This is a genomic window from Kluyvera genomosp. 2 (assembly GCF_036759865.1).
Taxonomy (GTDB): Bacteria; Pseudomonadota; Gammaproteobacteria; order Enterobacterales; family Enterobacteriaceae; genus Kluyvera; species Kluyvera ascorbata_B.
In genome coordinates, this window is record NZ_JAPKIA010000010.1 from 41,240 (window position 1) to 59,020 (window position 17,781).

Genomic DNA, 17,781 nt, shown 5'->3' on the forward strand with positions numbered 1-17,781 from the left:
TGCATTACCCTGCTTGCGCCAGCGTGCGCAGGTCATTAATGGTGGCATCCATTAACGCTGCGTCCTGAACTTCCTGTTGTAAGAATTGCGTTATCGCCGGCGAGAGCCGCACGGCCCTGTCGGCCAGCGGGTCGGCCCCGGCCACGTAACCGCCGAGTGGAATCAACGGCTTAATACTCTGGTATTCGGCATACAGCTGCTTGAGCGTACGTGCGGCCAGCTGATGATCGCGGCTCGTGACCTGGCTCATACAGCGGCTGATAGACTGGCCAATATCGATAGCCGGGTAGTGTCCCGCCTCCGCCAGATGGCGCGAGAGAACGATATGACCGTCGAGTACCGCGCGCGCGCAGTCAACGATCGGATCCTGCTGATCGTCCCCTTCCGCCAGCACGGTATAGAGCGCCGTCATCGATCCGCGGCTTTCACTATTACCCGCGCTCTCCACCAGCCGGGGGATCATGCTGAACGCCGACGGCGGGTAGCCTTTGGTGGCCGGCGGCTCGCCGAGCGACAGCGCAATTTCACGCTGTGCCATGGCGTAGCGGGTCAATGAATCCACCAGCAGCAGCACGTCTTTGCCTTTATCGCGGTAGTAGCTGGCGATGGTGTGGCACAGCTCGGTGGCCTTAATACGCATCAGCGGCGATTCGTCCGCAGGCGCGGCAACAATCACCGACTTCGCCAGCCCTTCGGCCTGCAGGGCGTTCTCAATAAACTCTTTGACCTCACGACCACGTTCGCCGATCAGCCCGACCACGACCACTTCAGCCTGGGTGTAGCGGGTAATCATCCCCAGCAGTACGCTTTTCCCTACGCCGCTGCCCGCCATCAGCCCCACGCGCTGGCCTTTGCCGATGGTCAGCAGGCCGTTTATCGCACGTACGCCAACGTCCAGCGGTGCTTCCACCGGCTGGCGTTTTAATGGATGCACCTGCGGTAGCTGCTGTGGCAACAGGGTGTCGCCGCCCAGCTTGCCTTTGTCGTCCAGCGGTTCGCCCAGACCGTTCACCACGCGCCCCAGCCACTGGTCGCCAATCATCACGCCTTCGCTTTTCCCGGCAGGGAACACGCGCGCACCGGCGATCAGACCGGAAGGCTGCTTAAACGGCATCAGGTAGGTGACGTCACGGTCGAAGCCGACGACCTGAGCGTCCATCATTTCTTGCTCGATGCTTTCAACATGGCACAGCTGGCCAATCGCCAGACGGCAGCCCACGCACTCCAGCAGAATGCCGTTTACCCGCACCAGACGCCCGGCAACGCGCGCCAGATCGATCTGCTCAATCGATCGCAGCGCCTGCTCGAAATCAAGGCTGCTCATGCGCGGTTTCCGGCAGCAGGTTGTCTTTTAGCACTGACATGCACTGATCGAGGCGATGCTGGCAGCCAACGTCCATCTCGGTCGTATCGGTCACCACGCGGCACTCGCCAGGTTCCAGCGCCGAATCGGCGGTCAGCCCCCATTCGCGGGCCTTTTCCGGCTCCGCTTCACTGATGCGGCGGAATTCTTCGGCGTTCAGCAGGACGCGAACCTGCTCAGGCGGCTGCGGCAGGCTGGTCACCGCCTCTTCCACCAGCGCCAGTAGCTGGGTCGGATGCAGCGCCAGTTCGCAGCGAATCACCTGCCGCGTCACTTTTTCCACCAGCTGCATCAGCTCTTCGCGACGACGCTGTTCGTAGCGGTCAAGAAACTGCTGCACGTTGGCGGTCATCTGCTCAAACGGCGCCGCGGCGTCCAGGAACTGCTGACGAGCCTGCTGTTTACCGTCGGCCAGGCCCTTACGCATCCCGTCTTCAAAGCCCAGACGTACGCCTTCCTGATAACCGTCTTCTTTGCCCTCTTCCCGTCCCTGCGCAAAGCCCTGGCTCACGCCTTCACGGAAGCCTTCCTCAAGCTGCTGCTGATATTCGGCCGGGTCCGGCGCCGCCACCGCGTTGTCTTCTAGCGGCGCATCGGGGGTCGCCCAGCGTTTACGCAGCGGCGGAAATCGATGCAGCTGCGGCTTGACGGCGGTCGATCGAGCGGCGGACAGCGGGAAGCTCCGTTTTTTGAACATGGCTTATTCCACCGTCTGCTCGGCGAACAGCTGAACCTGAATCTCGCCTTCTTCCACCAGCTGACGCAGGGTCTGCATGATCTCTTTACGCACCTGTTCGATACGGCTGACCGGCACCGGCCCCAGACGGGTGGTGGTGCTTTGCAGCAGCGTCACCTGACGTTTTGGCATAACGTTGAAAATGGCCTGACGCAGCACCGGCTCGGTGCCCTTCAGCGCAACGGCCCATTCGTCGATAGGCACCTCATCCATCAGGCGCTGCAGCGTCATCGGCGTCTGGCGGCTGAGGATGTAGAATTCGTACATTTCGTCCTGCAAATCGTCCACCACGCTTTCGTCACGCTCGCGCAGCTGCTCCAGTAGCTCCTGCTGATTGCTCGGAATACGGTTGACGATGTTGGCGGCGTGCTTAATGCCTGCCACCTTCGAACCGTGCTCGGACAGCACCGCAATGCCGCGGTCTATCAGGCGGTCCAGTTCATCAATGACGTCACGGTTAACATCATCAAGCCGCGCGATGCGGTAGATGATTTCGTCCTGACGCTCTTTCGGCAGCACGCTCAGCACGCTGGCGGCAATATCCGGCGGCAGGAAGGCAAGGAACACCGCCTGCAGCTGCAGGTGCTCCTGCTCAATCAGCGCCGCCAGCTGTGGGGTATCGACCCACTGCAAGCGCGCCATGCGATAGCGGATCTCATCGCCGTAAATGCCGTTAATCACGCTGCGGGCGATTTCGCCGCCCAGCGCTTTTTCCAGAATGCTGCGCAGGTAGTAGCGCGAGGCACCGTTGATGCCGCTCTGCTCGCGATAGTCAGAGAAGAAGTTGTTCATCGCCTGACGCGCGTGGTTGACCTTTACGTCGTGCAAACGCGCCATGGTTTCGCTTAGCAGCACCACCTCTTCGCGGTTCAGCTTCTGCATCACCTGCGCCGCCGCTTCTTCACCCACGCTCATCAGCAGGATGGCCGCCTGCTCCAGGCGGCTACGGCTACCCGAACTGCTACTCCGACTTACTGTTGCTTCGGTCATTGCTGTTAATCCATTGTTTCAGAACTTCCGCTACGCGCTCAGTCTCACTCTGGGCCAGGACCTGGAGGTACTCCACTTTGGTTTCCAGGCCGGAACTTTGCGGCGGCAGCAGATCATCATTGTTATTGAAGGCCGTGCTCGGCAACCCGGTCAGGCTGTCCTGCACCACGTCAGATTCATCGGTCAGCAGGTCTTTGTCATTCTGCTCAACCTCATTGACCAGACGCTCACGACGGCCCAGACGTTGGGCCAGCGGGCGCACGCCAAACAGCAGCGTCAGCAGCGCCAGCAGGCCAATGCCGCCGTTCTGCCCCCAGTACTGCATATCCGGGTCTTTCCACCATTTCTGACTCAGCGCGCCGTCGTTCACCGGGGCGGTAAAGGCCAGTACGTCCAGCGTCAGCGCATCGCCGCGCTGTTTATCAATCCCGGCGGCGCTCTCCACCAGACGGGTAATCGCGGTCAACTGCTCAGGGGCGATATTCGCCAGCGCGGGCGCCGTTTGGTTCAGCGCCACGGCCACGCTCAGTTTCTCCAGCTTGTAGCCGGGGTGACGGATATGGCGAATATCGCGGTCGAAGGCGTACTTGCGCTGCTCCTGGCTACGGCTGGTAAGGGAACGCGGATCGCTGGTGTTGTTTGCGGCCGTCGTTGCCGCAGCCGGAGCCGCTGCACCGGCAGCCTGTGCCGCCGCGGCCTGCGGGTTCTGGTTGACGGGACGGTTGCTCAGCGAGCCGGGAATGCCAAACGCCATCTCATTGGTGGTGTTTTCCTGACTCAGCTGCTCATCGCTGACGCGCGGATCTTTACCCAAGCGCTCCTGAGTTTCTTCCACGCGGCTTAGGTCTACGGTCGGCGCCACGCTGATACGGTAGTTGCCTGCGCCCACCAATGAAGTCAGCAGGCTGGCGATATTTTTACTGGTATCTTCGCGAATGCGCTGCGTAACGTCGTCACCCAGACGCTTGCCGGCAATACTGCCATCCGGGCCGGTGACGCCGTCCGACAGCAGGTTACCCGCCTGATCGACCACCCGCACGCTACCCGCCGCCATGCCCGGCACCGAACCGGAAACCAGCTGTACAATAGAGGCGACCTGTTGTTCATCTAACTGTCGCCCATAGCGCAGCTGCACCACGACCGAGGCGCTGCTATTCGGTTTATTCGTCAGGACGAACGAGCTGGACTCGCTCAACCCAAGGTGCACGCGCGCGTGCTCTACCGGCTCCAGCGCCATAATGCTTTTCGCCAGCTCACCTTCCAGGCTGCGCTTGTAGCGCACGTTCTGGATGAACTGACTGCTGCCGAGCATTTCTTCTTTATCCATCAGCTCGTAGCCGTCCGGCGTCGCCGCGCTGATGCCCTTTGCCGCCAGCGCCATACGCGCCTGCGACAGTTTATTTTCGGTCACCAGCACCTGGCCGTTGTCAGGGTTAATGCGGTAGGCAATATTTTCTGCCCCCAGCACGTCCACAACCTGGGAAACGGGCACCTGTTCCTGCGCGCCGTACAGCGCGACATAGCCCTGATTGCGGTTCCACAGCGACGCAATGATGGCGATAGCCAGCACCACGCCGCCGGCAATCGCCAGCAGCTTAGGATTGTTTACGCCAGTGGGCAGAGAGATGGCAGGGAGGCGAGCTTTGATTTTGTTTAACACGGTACAGACCTTACAGCGAAATATTCATCACTTCGTCGAGCGCGCTGTTGAGCTTATTGCGCACCTGCATCATCGCCGAGAAGGCCACGCTGGCTTTCTGGCTTTCGATCATCGCGCCGGCTAAATCGTCGCTCTGACCCATATCAATGGCGGTCTGTTTGGCGCCCGCGCTGTGCTGCAGGGCGTCAACGTTGTCGATGGCGTTGTTTAACACGCGGGAGAAAGAGACCGGGTTAGCGCTGGCGAACGCGCCGTTTGCGGGCGCAATCGTCTGGGCGGCGCTGGCCGAGCCGGCAGACGCCAGCATCGCCGTCTGCTGCATACGCTCCAGCAGCGCCTGTTGCGCGGTGTTAATACCTGCGGCGGCAATCTTATCCATTATTTGTTCCTTTCTGGCCTCAGGAATAACATTCGATATCAATGCCTTCATCACGCATTGACGCAAGGCGGTAGCGCAGAGCGCGCGGCGTAATACCTAAAAACTCCGCGGTTTTGGATTTATTGCCCTTATGGCGCTTAAGCAGATCGATAATGTACTGGTACTCCGCCAGGCGGCCGTGCAGCTTCACATCACGGATGGCGGAACTGCCGCTGTCCTGCTCGCGGTAAGCGGGCATCACGCCCACGGCCGGCGTTTCCGGTAGCGGCACGCGCGCTACCAGCCCAAAGTCGGCGGCTTTAATTTCATCGCCGTTGCCGAGAATCATGCCGCGCTGGATAACGTTCTCCAGCTCGCGCACATTGCCCGGCCAGTCGTAGCCCAACAGCGCATTGCGCGCATCGTCGCTCAGGCGAACCTCTCCTTTGTGGAAGGCACGGTATTTGGCGATAAAACGCTGCACCAGAGGCAGGATGTCCTGCTTACGTTCGCGCAGCGGCGTAATATGGATAGGCACGACGGAAATACGGTAGAACAGATCCTGACGGAATCGTCCTTCGGCAATTTCCTGCTGTAAGTCTTTATTCGTAGAAGCAATCAGGCGAATATCCAGCGGAATACGTTTATGGCTTCCCAGACGTTCAACTTCCTGTTCCTGTAATACGCGCAGGAGTTTTGCCTGTAACGGCAGCGGCATATCGCCGATTTCGTCCAGCAGCAGCGTACCACCGTTCGCCTGTTCGAATTTTCCGGCCACGCTGGCGACCGCACCGGTAAACGCACCCTTTTCATAACCAAATAAAACAGCTTCCAGCATACTCTCTGGAATAGCGGCACAGTTAACCCCGACGTACGGGGCTTCACTGCCGCAGGCATGCTCATGGATATATTTAGCGACACACTCTTTTCCGGTTCCTGTTTCACCGGTCACCAGCACAGACACATTATATTTAGCAACGCGTCGAGCTAATGAGATTACGCCCACGCTGGCAGGAGATGCGGCGACAAAGCCTTCCCCATGACGATCTTCACGTTCAATAATAATGCTCATTTTGGAGTACCAGTAAAAAATGACAAAAAAGATAACGCGCTAAATCTTTATTAAACGTGCGCTGCAATCACCTTGCTACATAGAAGATTAAAAGCGTTTTATAATGCTAATAAAGATTAAAGACTGCGGTATTATCACGAGGAAAGATTCCTTCCGTGAAAATATGTTGCCTAGTATACCCATCGACTAAGAATTGTCTCATTTTTAATGAATATTAAAACATTAATCTTTTAATTTCATAGACTTACAGAATTTATTAATCAACGCAAAGGCGGAAAAATAATGGATTAATAACTGATGGATACTTGCAATAATAGTCAAGGAAAGGTCTAATTCACACCCTGAATAAAAGGCATTCGGGTTCTCGCCTCGCGATGAAGCTTCGATGTTGATGTAAAGCGTCACAACTTTCTCAAAACTCAAATGCTTCCAGGAAAAAAATTCGTGACCGTGATCAATAAATATCGCGGTGCACTCTTTTCACATCAGGTAACGTTATCAAACCGGAATAAATATGTACTCAGCTTCACATCGAATCAGAATTCATCAGCAGGATAGTCTCCCTGACCTGGTAAAACTTGATGTCAGCAAACTTGGTCGCCCATGGCATAAGCTGCCGAAATTAATGAACGACAGCTTTGACATTCTGGACGCGCGCCTGAGTATTTATTTTCTGAAGAAGCTACGTGTTAATGCCGCGTTAGAATCCATGACCTTTGCTATCGATCAGCATTATAAAAATGCACAGATATTCTCTACGCCTTATGGGAATATTGCCTTTGTAATCGACAGAATATTATTACTGAACATCCTCCATGATTATTATGGTCTGAGTAAAGACAGCAGCCATATTGAGCCGGATGAATCGTTACCGATCACCAAAACGGAAGAACGCCTGAAAAGCAAGCTGGGCCAGGAGCTGACCTCGCTGATTATTTGCAAAGAGACATTTGGTGAAGACCTGGACATTAAAGTTGATTATTCCACGGTGATTAATCAGTGGGCCTGGTGCATTACCTTCACTCTGGAAGGCTACAGCCACGGCAGCTTTAGCGTCCTGCTCGACAGCCCGCATATTGACCAGATGCTGGCGGCGCTGCGCGCGCCGGATAACAGCGCGCGCGGCGTAGAAAAAAGCGTCAGCCTGAGCCCGGCGCAGATCGAACGCCTGTTCGACAGCCTGCCGCTGAAGCTCGACGGCCGCCTTGCCAGCCTCAACCTGACCGTCGCCCAGGTTGCCGACATCAAGCCCGGCGACATTATCCCGATCGCCATTAATGACCCTTTACCGGTATTTATCGGTAAAGAGCAGATTTTTGAAGCCACTATTGCCGAAGATCGCAGCAAGCTTTTCTTATGCGATATCCATGACAAGACAATCGAGAAGCCCTATGAGTGATTTACAACAAGAACTGAGCCAATCCTTGGATCTGGACGACCTGAACCTCAGCGATATGACCCAGGACGAGATGGTTGAAGGCAACATCCGCCACGATTTGCAGCCGGAAACACGCAATACGCCGCTGACTGACGTGCGTCGCATGGCGCTGTTCAGCCGTATCCCGGTAACGCTGACGCTGGAGGTCTCCTCCGTCAATATCTCGCTGGCCGAGCTGATGGCGGTGAACAGTGACTCGGTCATTGAGCTGGATAAAATGGCCGGCGAACCGCTGGATATCAAGGTCAACGGTATTGCGTTCGGTAAAGCGGAAGTGGTGGTGCTGAATGACAAATACGGCCTGCGTATTATCGAATTCAACGCCAAAGAGCTGGGCGAGCTGACCCGATGAACCGCGCGTTTTATCCGCTGCTGCTGATTGGCCTGCTGTTCGCACAGCCCGTGCTGGCGGCGAACGGCGACATCACGCTTTTTAGCACCACGGCAAACGGCGCCGGGCAGGATTACAACGTCAAAATTGAAATCCTGATCCTGATGACCCTGCTCGGCCTGCTGCCGATCATGGTGCTGATGATGACCTGCTTCACCCGATTTATCATCGTGCTGGCGATTCTGCGCCAGGCGCTGGGATTACAGCAGAGTCCGCCGAACAAGATCCTCACCGGCATCGCGCTGGCCTTAACGCTGCTGGTGATGCGCCCGGTATGGACCACCATTTACGCCGACGCCATCGAGCCATTCCAGAATGACCAGATCACCCTCAAGCAGGCGCTGGTTAACGCCGAAGCGCCGCTGAAACGCTACATGCTGGCGCAGACCAACAATAAGGCGATGGCGCAAATCATGACCATTGCCGGCATTGAAGGCGATGCCCGCGAGCAGGATCTGACCATCGTCACCCCGGCCTACCTGCTGAGCGAGCTGAAAACGGCCTTCCAGATTGGCTTTATGATTTACATCCCGTTCCTGGTTATCGACCTGATTGTCGCCAGTATTCTGATGGCGATGGGGATGATGATGCTGTCACCGCTGATTGTCTCATTGCCGTTTAAGCTGATGCTGTTCGTACTGTGCGACGGCTGGACGCTGATTGTCGGCACGCTGACCTCCAGCGTACAAGGATTGTAGCGATGATGAATATGGACACCGCGGGAGACATCATGGCCTCCGGCATTCACCTGGTGTTGCTGATCTCCGCCGTGGCGATTATCCCGAGCCTGTTGGTGGGTCTGTGCGTGAGTATTTTCCAGGCCACCACCCAGATTAACGAACAGACGCTGAGCTTCCTGCCGCGCCTGGTGGTCACGCTCGGCGTGCTGATTTTCGCCGGAAAATGGATGTTGACGCAGCTGGTCGATTTTACCGTCCAGATTTTCCATCAGGCGGCGGCGCTGGTCGGTTAAGCCACAATGGGAATCGATATTCAGACGCTGTGGACGCCGATAATGGCGCTCGTACTGCCATTCTTCCGCATCCTCACGTTCCTGCATTTTGTGCCGGTGCTGGATAACCGCGTCTTTTCGCGCCGCATTAAAATTGGCACCGCGATGGCCCTGGCGATCATCATTACCCCGATGCTGCCCAATAACGTGGTGCTCAATGAGCTGCTGTCGGTACGCTCAATCCTGCTGATCGGCGAACAGCTGCTGTGGGGATTCTTCTTCGCCATGGCGCTCCAGCTGGTATTTGTGGCGCTGCAAACGGCGGGGAATATTCTGTCGATGAACATGGGGCTCGGGATGGCGATGATGAACGACCCGGTCAACGGCAGCTCGACGACGGTTATCTCGCAGATCATCTACGTCTTCTGCGCCCTGCTGTTTTTTATCATGGACGGGCACCTGCTGCTGGTAACGATTCTGTTTAAAGGCTTCAGCTACTGGCCTATCGGCCAGGCCATTAACCAGCCAACGCTGATGCTGATAGGCCAGGGGCTCGGCTGGATCATGGCCTCCGCCACGCTGATCGCGCTGCCCACCACCTTCGTGATGCTGATTGTACAGGGCGGTTTCGGCCTGCTGAACCGCGTCTCGCCGACGCTCAACCTGTTTTCCCTCGGCTTCCCAATCAGCATGCTGTTTGGCCTGCTGTGTATTTCGATGCTGGTCACCAACATTCCTGACCACTATCTCAATCTGACCAACGAAATTCTGGCGAAACTCGACGCCATAAGGGTGCAGTAATGGCCTCCAGCGGCGATAAAAGCGAAAAACCCACCGCCGGGAAGCTGCGCAAGGCGCGGCAGAAAGGGGATATTCCCCGTTCAAAAGATTTAACCATGGCGATTGGGCTAGTGGCGTCATTCTTCACCCTGACCGCTTTTCTACCCTATTACCGGCAGCTGATTGGCGAGTCGTTTGCCGCCGTCGGCACGATGGCGCAAGACCTCGATAACCCAAACGTTTTGAACCAGTTTCTACTGCTGAACCTGTGGGTATTGCTGCGCTTTATTGCCACGCTTATCCCCATTCCCATGGCCTGCATGATTGCCAGCCTGGTGCCGGGAGGCTGGATTTTTACGCCGTCAAAACTTAAACCCGACTTTAAGAAGCTCAGCCCCATCAGCGGCCTTAAGCGCATGTTCTCCGCCAGCCATTACACGGAAGTGGGGAAGATGATGCTGAAATGCGCGACGATCCTCGCCGTTATCTACACGATGGTGCACGATCAAATGGACAGCCTCCTCCATCTCCAGCGGCTGTATCTGTATCAGGCCATCGGCCATGGATTCGGTATTTTCCATCACGTTGTCAGCTATTTTGTCGCCGTTATCGTTATTTTTGCCCTGCTTGATGTGCCGTTGAGCAAGTTCATGTTCACGAAGAAGATGCGCATGACCAAGCAGGAAGTCAAAGAAGAGTACAAAAATAACGACGGTAACCCGCAGATTAAGGGCCGTATTCGCCAGCTCCAGCGCCAGATGGCGATGGGGCAAATCTCGCGCACCGTACCCGAAGCCGATGTGATCATCACCAACCCAACCCATTACGCGGTGGCGCTGAAGTATGACCCGCAGAAAGCGGAAGCGCCGTATATCGTCGCCAAAGGCATTGATGACGTTGCGCTATGGATTCGTGAAGTGGGCGCCAGCCACAACGTTGAAGTGGTGGAGTTTCCGCCGCTGGCACGTGCGGTGTACTACACCACCCGCGTCAACCAACAAATTCCGGCGCAGCTGTTTCGCGCCATCGCTCACGTCCTGACCTACGTCATGCAGCTGAAGTCGTGGCGCGAAGGTCGCACTGAGCAAAAACCAAGCCTGAACAGGCATATAGACATTCCTCAAGAGGTATTAAAAGCCAATGGCGAACAGTAAGATGCACAACATGTTCGGCATGCTCCGTAAGGCGCAGATTGCCGTGCCTATCCTGCTTCTCTGCGTGCTGGCGATGGTGATCCTGCCGCTGTCACCGCTGATGCTGGATATCCTGTTTACCTTCAACATTGTACTGGCGGTCATCGTGCTGCTGGTTTCGGTGAATATGCAGCGTCCGCTGGACTTTGCCATCTTCCCGACGCTGCTGCTGATCACCACGCTGATGCGTCTGACGCTGAACGTGGCATCCACGCGCGTGGTGCTGTTGAACGGTCATCAGGGGGAAGGCGCGGCCGGTAAGGTTATCGAAGCCTTTGGCCAGGTGGTGATCGGCGGCGATTTCGTTGTGGGTTTCGTGGTGTTTATCATCCTGATGATCATCAACTTCGTGGTGGTGACCAAAGGTGCCGAACGTATCTCGGAAGTGTCGGCTCGCTTCACGCTGGATGCACTGCCGGGTAAACAGATGGCGATTGACGCCGACCTGAACGCCGGGCTGATCAACCAGCAGCAGGCGCGTACCCGCCGTCAGGAAGTGGCGAAAGAAGCCGACTTCTACGGAGCCATGGACGGTGCGTCGAAGTTCGTGCGCGGCGACGCCATCGCCGGCATTATGGTACTGATCATCAACGTCATTGGCGGTATCTGTATCGGTATCTTTAAATACGATCTCGATGCCAGCCACGCCTTCCGCCAGTACGTCCTGTTAACCATCGGTGACGGCCTGGTCGCCCAGATCCCGTCCCTGCTGCTGGCGACCGCCGCCGCCATCATCGTCACCCGCGTCAGCGAAGGTAACGACGTCAGCGACGAAATCAAAACCCAGCTGCTCTCCAAGCCGAAGGTGCTGTACACCGCGGCATTCGTGATGTTCACCCTCGCGATCGTGCCGGGTATGCCGCATATCGCCTTCCTGAGCTTTACCGCGCTGCTGCTGTTCGCGGCATGGCGACAAAGCAAAGCGGTTCAGCCCGCACCGCAGGAAACGGACATGGAGGCGATCGGCGAAGCGCTGGCGCCGGACGCCAACCCGGCGATTACCTGGGACAGCATTCCGCTGGTTGAGCCAATTGGCCTGAACCTCGGCTACAAGCTGGTGACTATGGTCGATGAGTCCAAGGGCAGCCCGCTGTCGCTACGCGTGCGCGGGGTGCGTCAGGTCATTTCGGAGGTGTGCGGCGTGCTGCTGCCGGAGATTCGCATTCGCGAAAACTTCCGCCTCAAGCCCGCCCAGTATGCTATTCACATCAACGGCATCCGCACGGCGATGGGTGAGGTGAACGCGGACAAACTGATGGCGATCCCCGGTACCGAGCTCTACGGTGAAATCGACGGCGTACTGGATACCGACCCGGCCTACGGCATGGCCATTGTCTGGATCGATCAGGACCAGAAGGCTAAGGCGCTAAACCTGGGCTATCAGGTTGTGGACTGCGCCAGCGTCGTGGCAACGCACGTCAACAAAGTGGCGCGCGAGCACCTGCCGGAACTGTTCAACTATGATGACATTACCCATCTGCACGCCCGTCTGGCGCAGCAGGCACCGAAGCTGGCGGAAGATTTAAACGCTGCGCTCAACTACAGCCAACTGCTGCGTATCTATCGCCAGCTGCTGCTGGAGCAGGTCTCGCTGAAGGATATTGTCACCATCGCCTCCACCCTGCTGGAAAGCGCGGCGGTCACCAAAGATCCGGTGCTGCTGACCTCGGACGTGCGCTACGCGTTGCGCCGTGCCATTGTGCACAACATCAACGGCGATCGCCCACAGTTGGCGGCATATACCATTGATAATCAGCTGGAAAATATGCTGCTGGGGGCGCTTAATCAAGCACAGCAGGCGGGCAAAGTCGCGCTGGACAGCTTCCCGGTCGACCCGAATATTCTGACCCAACTGCAAAATACGATGCCGATGATTTATGAGCAGATGAAAGCAAAAAGCCTGCCGCCGCTGCTGCTGGTGACGCCACAGCTACGGCCGGTCATTTCACGCTACGGACGCCTGTTTGCCAGCGGGCTACACGTGCTGTCATACAATGAAGTGCCGGACGATGCCGACCTGAACGTGGTGGGCACGCTGGCGTAAATGCCCCCAACCGGGTAATGCTGGTCAGTTAAGGCGTTGAATCCAGGAGCAGGAATGGTAGGCCGGATAAGGCGTTTACGCCGCCATCCGGCAATCAGCGCGCAGTGTGCCGGATGGCGCTTTGCTTATCCGGCCTACGAATCTCGCTTAACTGAGAGGCATTGCCCAACCGAGGGCCTCGATCGCCCCCGGAACAGCGGCTACTGCTCCATATAGCGCAGCTTCCACTCAGCGATGGTGCGCGGCATTTTTGCCACGGCGTTTCCCTGGGTGCTGAAGTACGAGAACGTCAGCTTACCATTGCCGTCCGGCTCAACCCGCGCCGCCCAGATATTGCTCTTCGTAAACATGATAATCGCCGTGCGGGTATTCGCTGCGCCGCGTACCCACATGGAGAGCACCGTGGCACCAATATTATCTATATCTTCATGATAAATGTAGACATTAGCACTATCGACGAAACGCTGATAGTCATCACCCACCAACGTACGGAAGCGTGCATCCATCTGCGGATCGGTAAATATTTCCAGCGACAGCAGCGTTGCCTTCGGCCGGGGATCGGTTTCCGACTTCAGATAGCGGCCATCGATAAACGCGCCGTTGGGCAGCGATAAACGACAGCCCCACTCCGCGTTGCTGTAGGCCTGAATCGCCCCGCTTTTACGCGGAATAAACAGCACCTTACACTGTTTACTGTCGACCATACTTTCAATCAGCACCATGCCGTTAATCTTGCGGGCCTCGGCGGTAAACTCATCTTTATTCAAGCCGGCCCAGATACGAATATCGGCGATAATCGACCAGTCGGCGCTGTGGCTGAACTGCACCACGCCGCCGCTCATGTTCGCGGCGCTGGTGTTCCACCAGCGGCCTTCCCAGGAAAATCCCGGCTGCGCTTCGGCTATTTTACCGATCCCGGCGTAATAGGCGCGCTCGATACATTCATCGGACGAACACCACTCCAGCGATTTCTCCCAGGTTTCATATTCCTGATGCACCTGCCGCGCATCCCGCGTCACCAGCATTGCGCGATAGACGGTCGACATGGTGTTATCCAGCCAGTTCAGGTTGTCGTTATTACAGATGGTATTTTCCAACGGCGTCTTGGCACGCTGGCAGTTCACCGCCAGTGCGCTGGACGCGAAACAGGCCGTAATAAGAATGAGTAAATTAATCAGGTGCTTAATCATTTAGAATATTTTTTAACCAGTATGGGCGCTTATTTTGGCTAAAACAAAAATTTATTGCAATAAAACGCCATTATTTATTCACTATATGAATAATTCACCACGTTTTTAAGTTGTATCAATAAATTGTCGCTTTTGTATAACGTGTATTCATTTTTGGATTATCACGTTATGAAGATAGACAATCGTCATTACACGCTCTCGGTACTTTCTTCTTACTCGTCTCAGGAAAACACCGACCGCAAGCCGCTGGGCATCATCCGCAACAGCGGACAGTACAGCCCGCAGGGCGGCAACTGGAAGCTTTCCGATCCGACCATTTCCGCCGTTGTTAGCCTGCGTAGAGGGGATGTTATGCCTTATTACCAGGGCAAGCCGGTCGCATGGGCATTAATTGAATATGATATGGCGCAGGAGGTCGAGATCTAATATTTAACTAAGATTTTACGCATTAAATATTTCGGCTTTATTTTTATAACTCATTGTTGCCACGCGGTGAGAATAATAATACTCACCGCGTATTACTCATATTAACTAATATCCGCAACCGACGAACGGGCGACCAGACGACCGGTAAACGCACGCCCCTCGGGAACAAACAGCGAATGGCCGTCAATTAACGCCCGAATCCGCTGCACACAGTTCTCAAGCAGCTGCTCAACGGGATAGGCAATACATGTCAGCGGCGGGTAGAGTAGCGGTGCCAACGGCGAATCTTCCAGACTCACCAACGACACTTCCTGCGGGATGGCAATATTAAACTCGCGTAATAAGCGCATTGCTTCGGCGGCATAGCAGTCACGTTTGGCGATAATCGCCGTATATTTCGTAAAGCTATTAATCAGCGTCAGCAGCGCCTGCTCGATGTTGTTGTCGGCCATCACCAACAGTTGACGATTAAACGGCAGGGAGTAGTTTTGCAACACGCTGCGATAGCCATCAAGCATCTGTCTGCTGGCGACATCATTTTCATTGTCCATCAACAGCGCAATATTGCGGTGCCCCTTACCCAGAACGTAACGGCAGGCGCTTTCCGTAGCAAATGCGTAGTTATAGCCCTGGCCAGCGCTGCCCTTCGTAGAAAACTCGTCGAAAGCAATCACGTTACTGGCAACGTCACCGCTGCTGCGGGTGAGCGTTACCACGGCAACGCACTGATGCTGCAGGCTTTCCACTGCAGCCTGCTGTTCTGCAGCATCGTTCACGTACTGGATCATCAACGATTTATTCAGCGATTTTACCGCCTGAGACAGCTGCGGCAACAGCGTCGCGCTAAACCCGGCCTCGTTGGCAGGCAGCACCATACCGACGTAGCTGGAGGTATTGCTAGCCAGGTTTTGTGCGGCAAAACTGGGGCGGTAGTTCAGCTCTTCTACCGCGCGTAATACGGCCTCGCGGCTCTCTTCACGAACGCCACGGGTTCCCGTCAGCACGCGCGAAACGGTGGCTCGAGAAACGTTGGCTAACTTTGAAACATCATCAATAGTAGGCATGGTGTCGTCTGTATTACGGTTTTCTCCCTATAGTAACATAAATGCGTACAGGTATTCGCCAACTCCCCGGCACAAACGGCCGGGGAGGCAGGGACTTAGCGGCGGGAGCGGTAGAGTTCGATCAGCTCGCCAACCAGCTCTTTTGCCAGGATGGAAGTCATCAGATGATCCTGCGCATGTACCATCACCAACGTCATTTTGGTTTTTCCCTCGCCTTCATCGGCTTCAATAAGCTGGGTTTGCACAAGATGCGCCTCACGAGCAAAATGCTGCGCCTGTAGCATCTTTTCATCCGCATCGGCAAAGTCGCCGGCTTTGGCGCTGCTAAGCGCTTCGTAGCACAGGCTGCGCGACTGCCCGGCGTTGATGATAATACCCATTACCTGCTCTTCTAATTCCATGACGTTCTCACTTTTTCTCTCAACGGATTATGCGGTTTCAGATTGCCCGACGCGGCCTGCCGTTTCGCTTTCGTGACTTTCCTGTGAAAGCAGCTGTTTCTCATAAGCCTTCAGGAACGGAAAGTACATGACGGCCGCTGTTGCCATACAAATCAGGCACATAATGATGGGGCTGAACGACCAGTTAGCGGCCCACGAGGCGCCAATCGGCGCTGGCGTCGTCCACGGTGTCATCGACACCACGCGGGAAACCAACCCGAAATCAAGAGCGAAGTAGGCCAGCGTGGCGTTAACCATCGGCACCAGTACAAACGGAATAAAGAACAGCGGGTTCATAATAATTGGCGCACCGAACAGAATCGGTTCGTTAATATTGAACAGCCCCGGGACCACCCCCATACGGCCAATGGTGCGCAGATGCACCGCTTTACTGCGCATCAGCAAAATGGCCAGCGGCAGCGTAGAACCCACGCCGCCAATCAACAGATAGTGGTCCCAGAAGCCCTGCACGTAGATATGCGGAATGGCGGTACCCGCGGCCATCGCGGCCTGGTTAACCGACAGGTTTGCCATCCAGAACGGGTTCATGATGCCGGTGACGATAAGCGCCCCGTGAATCCCGGCAAACCACAGAATCTGACACACCAGCACCGACAGCAGAATCGCCGGTAAGGTATCCGATGCAGCCACCAGCGGTTTAACCAGCGACATGATCGCTTCGGGAATGATCATCCCCAGCTGTGCTTCAATAAACAGGTTCAGCGGATGGAGCGTCAGCGCCACCGCCAGCACGGGGATCAGAATCTCGAACGAGCGCGCTACGCCAGTAGGGACTTCGGGCGGCAGGCGAATGGTGATGTTGTGGCGACGGAGGAAGGCATACAGCTCGGTGGTGTAAATCGCCACCAGCAGCGCGGTAAAAATGCCCTGACCGGAAAAATAGGCCACAGAAATCTGCCCATCTTTCAGCGGCGCAGCCACCAACAAAAAGCCCATGAGCGACAGCATTCCGGAGGTCAGCGGGTCCAACTCATGATGTCGCGCCAGGCTGGCGGCGACCCCGACAGAAATAAATAGCGTCATAATGCCCATGCTGAAATTGAACGGCAGCATCAGACTTTCACGATGATCGAGTGAAAATTGCAGCCAGGCACGGGCAAAGCCCCAGCTGGTATCCGGCGAGAACGGCGGAAAGATAAACACCAGCATAAATGAACCGACGATCATAAACGGCAGTGCGAGGATAAAGCCGTCACGGATAGACGTGACGTACTTTTGCTGGCCAATGGCTCCGGCCATCGGCGTGATTTTCTGTTCAATCACGCTGATTAATTTCGCGTACAGAGAGCTCATTTTTTATCCCTTAGTTATTGTTATTTATTAATGACAGGGCAAAATCTAAAACCGCACCACCTTTCTGCATGCCGTAATCCATCATGTTGATAGGCTCGACTTTGATGCCGTAGGCGTTGGCTTTCTGCTGTAAATCTTTCTGCATGTACTTCACCTGCGGCCCCAACAGCACGACCTGATAATGGCCGACCTGCTGCTCAAATTCAGCCACGCCAAAAGCCTTGATATCGACGTCCAGACCGCGTTTACCCGCCTCTTCCACCATTTTTTTAACCAGCAGACTGGTAGACATCCCAGCGGAACAGCAAAGCATGATTTTCTTCATGGAAAACTCCTGACTGAGTCATAACGATGAGCGGACTATAATCAG

18 protein-coding genes and 1 pseudogene are annotated in these 17,781 nt (G+C 55.8%); 8 read left to right on the top strand and 11 right to left on the bottom strand.

What is annotated here, in order from left to right:
* Positions 1–4: 4 nt before the first annotated feature.
* From fliI to V6942_RS12440, 6 genes are read right to left on the bottom strand one after another with little or no spacing between them, the layout of a single operon-like run.
* The gene (fliI, locus tag V6942_RS12415; protein WP_106924885.1) at positions 5–1,324 is read right to left on the bottom strand and encodes a flagellar protein export ATPase FliI; all 1,320 of its coding nucleotides are present in this window, start codon (positions 1,322–1,324) and stop codon (positions 5–7) included.
* Positions 1,311–2,060, bottom strand: coding sequence for a flagellar assembly protein FliH (gene fliH, locus V6942_RS12420; RefSeq protein ID WP_106924884.1), 750 nt, complete (start codon positions 2,058–2,060; stop codon positions 1,311–1,313). Before fliH ends, fliI begins: the two co-directional genes overlap by 14 nt.
* 3 nt (positions 2,061–2,063) lie before the next feature.
* The gene (locus V6942_RS12425) at positions 2,064–3,089 is read right to left on the bottom strand and encodes a flagellar motor switch protein FliG (protein ID WP_106924883.1); all 1,026 of its coding nucleotides are present in this window, start codon (positions 3,087–3,089) and stop codon (positions 2,064–2,066) included.
* Positions 3,061–4,749: a flagellar basal-body MS-ring/collar protein FliF gene (gene fliF, locus V6942_RS12430; RefSeq protein WP_333501304.1), complete on the bottom strand. Its 1,689-nt coding sequence runs from the start codon at positions 4,747–4,749 to the stop codon at positions 3,061–3,063. Before fliF ends, V6942_RS12425 begins: the two co-directional genes overlap by 29 nt.
* Before the next feature lie 10 nt (positions 4,750–4,759).
* Positions 4,760–5,128, bottom strand: a complete 369-nt coding sequence (locus tag V6942_RS12435; RefSeq protein WP_106924881.1) for a flagellar hook-basal body complex protein FliE — start codon at positions 5,126–5,128, stop codon at positions 4,760–4,762.
* A gap of 19 nt (positions 5,129–5,147) precedes the next feature.
* A complete protein-coding gene (locus V6942_RS12440) occupies positions 5,148–6,179 on the bottom strand; it encodes a sigma-54 interaction domain-containing protein (protein WP_106924880.1) in 1,032 nt (343 codons plus the stop codon).
* 514 nt (positions 6,180–6,693) lie between these two features.
* Between V6942_RS12440 and V6942_RS12445 the strand changes: the two genes are divergently transcribed.
* The 7 genes from V6942_RS12445 to V6942_RS12475 are packed head-to-tail and all read left to right on the top strand — an operon-like array spanning position 6,694 to position 12,977.
* A complete protein-coding gene (locus V6942_RS12445) occupies positions 6,694–7,578 on the top strand; it encodes a FliM/FliN family flagellar motor switch protein (RefSeq protein WP_106924879.1) in 885 nt (294 codons plus the stop codon).
* A complete protein-coding gene (gene fliN, locus V6942_RS12450; RefSeq protein WP_106924878.1) occupies positions 7,571–7,969 on the top strand; it encodes a flagellar motor switch protein FliN in 399 nt (132 codons plus the stop codon). Before V6942_RS12445 ends, fliN begins: the two co-directional genes overlap by 8 nt.
* Positions 7,966–8,706, top strand: a complete 741-nt coding sequence (gene fliP / locus V6942_RS12455) for a flagellar type III secretion system pore protein FliP (protein ID WP_106924877.1) — start codon at positions 7,966–7,968, stop codon at positions 8,704–8,706. Before fliN ends, fliP begins: the two co-directional genes overlap by 4 nt.
* A gap of 2 nt (positions 8,707–8,708) precedes the next feature.
* A complete protein-coding gene (gene fliQ, locus V6942_RS12460; protein ID WP_061280600.1) occupies positions 8,709–8,981 on the top strand; it encodes a flagellar biosynthesis protein FliQ in 273 nt (90 codons plus the stop codon).
* A gap of 6 nt (positions 8,982–8,987) precedes the next feature.
* Positions 8,988–9,761, top strand: a complete 774-nt coding sequence (locus V6942_RS12465) for a flagellar biosynthetic protein FliR (RefSeq protein ID WP_106924876.1) — start codon at positions 8,988–8,990, stop codon at positions 9,759–9,761.
* Complete coding sequence (flhB, locus tag V6942_RS12470) at positions 9,761–10,894, top strand: flagellar biosynthesis protein FlhB (RefSeq protein WP_333501305.1); 1,134 nt, start codon at positions 9,761–9,763, stop codon at positions 10,892–10,894. The genes V6942_RS12465 and flhB overlap by 1 nt, the downstream gene beginning before the upstream one ends.
* Positions 10,881–12,977 (top strand): flagellar biosynthesis protein FlhA, encoded by a 2,097-nt coding sequence (locus V6942_RS12475; protein ID WP_106924874.1) that lies wholly within the window; start codon positions 10,881–10,883, stop codon positions 12,975–12,977. The genes flhB and V6942_RS12475 overlap by 14 nt, the downstream gene beginning before the upstream one ends.
* 200 nt (positions 12,978–13,177) lie before the next feature.
* On the opposite strand, the gene V6942_RS12480 is transcribed toward V6942_RS12475, so the two are convergent.
* A complete protein-coding gene (locus V6942_RS12480) occupies positions 13,178–14,167 on the bottom strand; it encodes a hypothetical protein (protein ID WP_106924873.1) in 990 nt (329 codons plus the stop codon).
* A 168-nt stretch (positions 14,168–14,335) separates the two neighbouring features.
* On the opposite strand from V6942_RS12480, the gene V6942_RS12485 reads away from it, so the two are divergent.
* Positions 14,336–14,593 carry a hypothetical protein gene (locus tag V6942_RS12485; protein WP_106924872.1) on the top strand — a complete coding sequence of 86 codons (258 nt, stop codon included), beginning with the start codon at positions 14,336–14,338 and terminating at the stop codon, positions 14,591–14,593.
* Between the two features lie 101 nt (positions 14,594–14,694).
* Here V6942_RS12485 and V6942_RS12490 read toward each other — a convergent pair whose 3' ends face one another.
* From V6942_RS12490 to V6942_RS12505, 4 genes and pseudogenes are all read right to left on the bottom strand, one after another.
* The gene (locus V6942_RS12490) at positions 14,695–15,657 is read right to left on the bottom strand and encodes a LacI family DNA-binding transcriptional regulator (protein ID WP_106924871.1); all 963 of its coding nucleotides are present in this window, start codon (positions 15,655–15,657) and stop codon (positions 14,695–14,697) included.
* 95 nt (positions 15,658–15,752) lie between these two features.
* Positions 15,753–16,061 (bottom strand): annotated as a pseudogene (locus tag V6942_RS12495) (PTS lactose/cellobiose transporter subunit IIA); the annotation flags it as partial.
* A gap of 24 nt (positions 16,062–16,085) precedes the next feature.
* Positions 16,086–17,411 carry a PTS sugar transporter subunit IIC gene (locus V6942_RS12500; RefSeq protein WP_182929783.1) on the bottom strand — a complete coding sequence of 442 codons (1,326 nt, stop codon included), beginning with the start codon at positions 17,409–17,411 and terminating at the stop codon, positions 16,086–16,088.
* 10 nt (positions 17,412–17,421) lie between these two features.
* Positions 17,422–17,736, bottom strand: coding sequence for a PTS sugar transporter subunit IIB (locus tag V6942_RS12505; protein WP_106924868.1), 315 nt, complete (start codon positions 17,734–17,736; stop codon positions 17,422–17,424).
* Positions 17,737–17,781 lie beyond the last annotated feature (45 nt).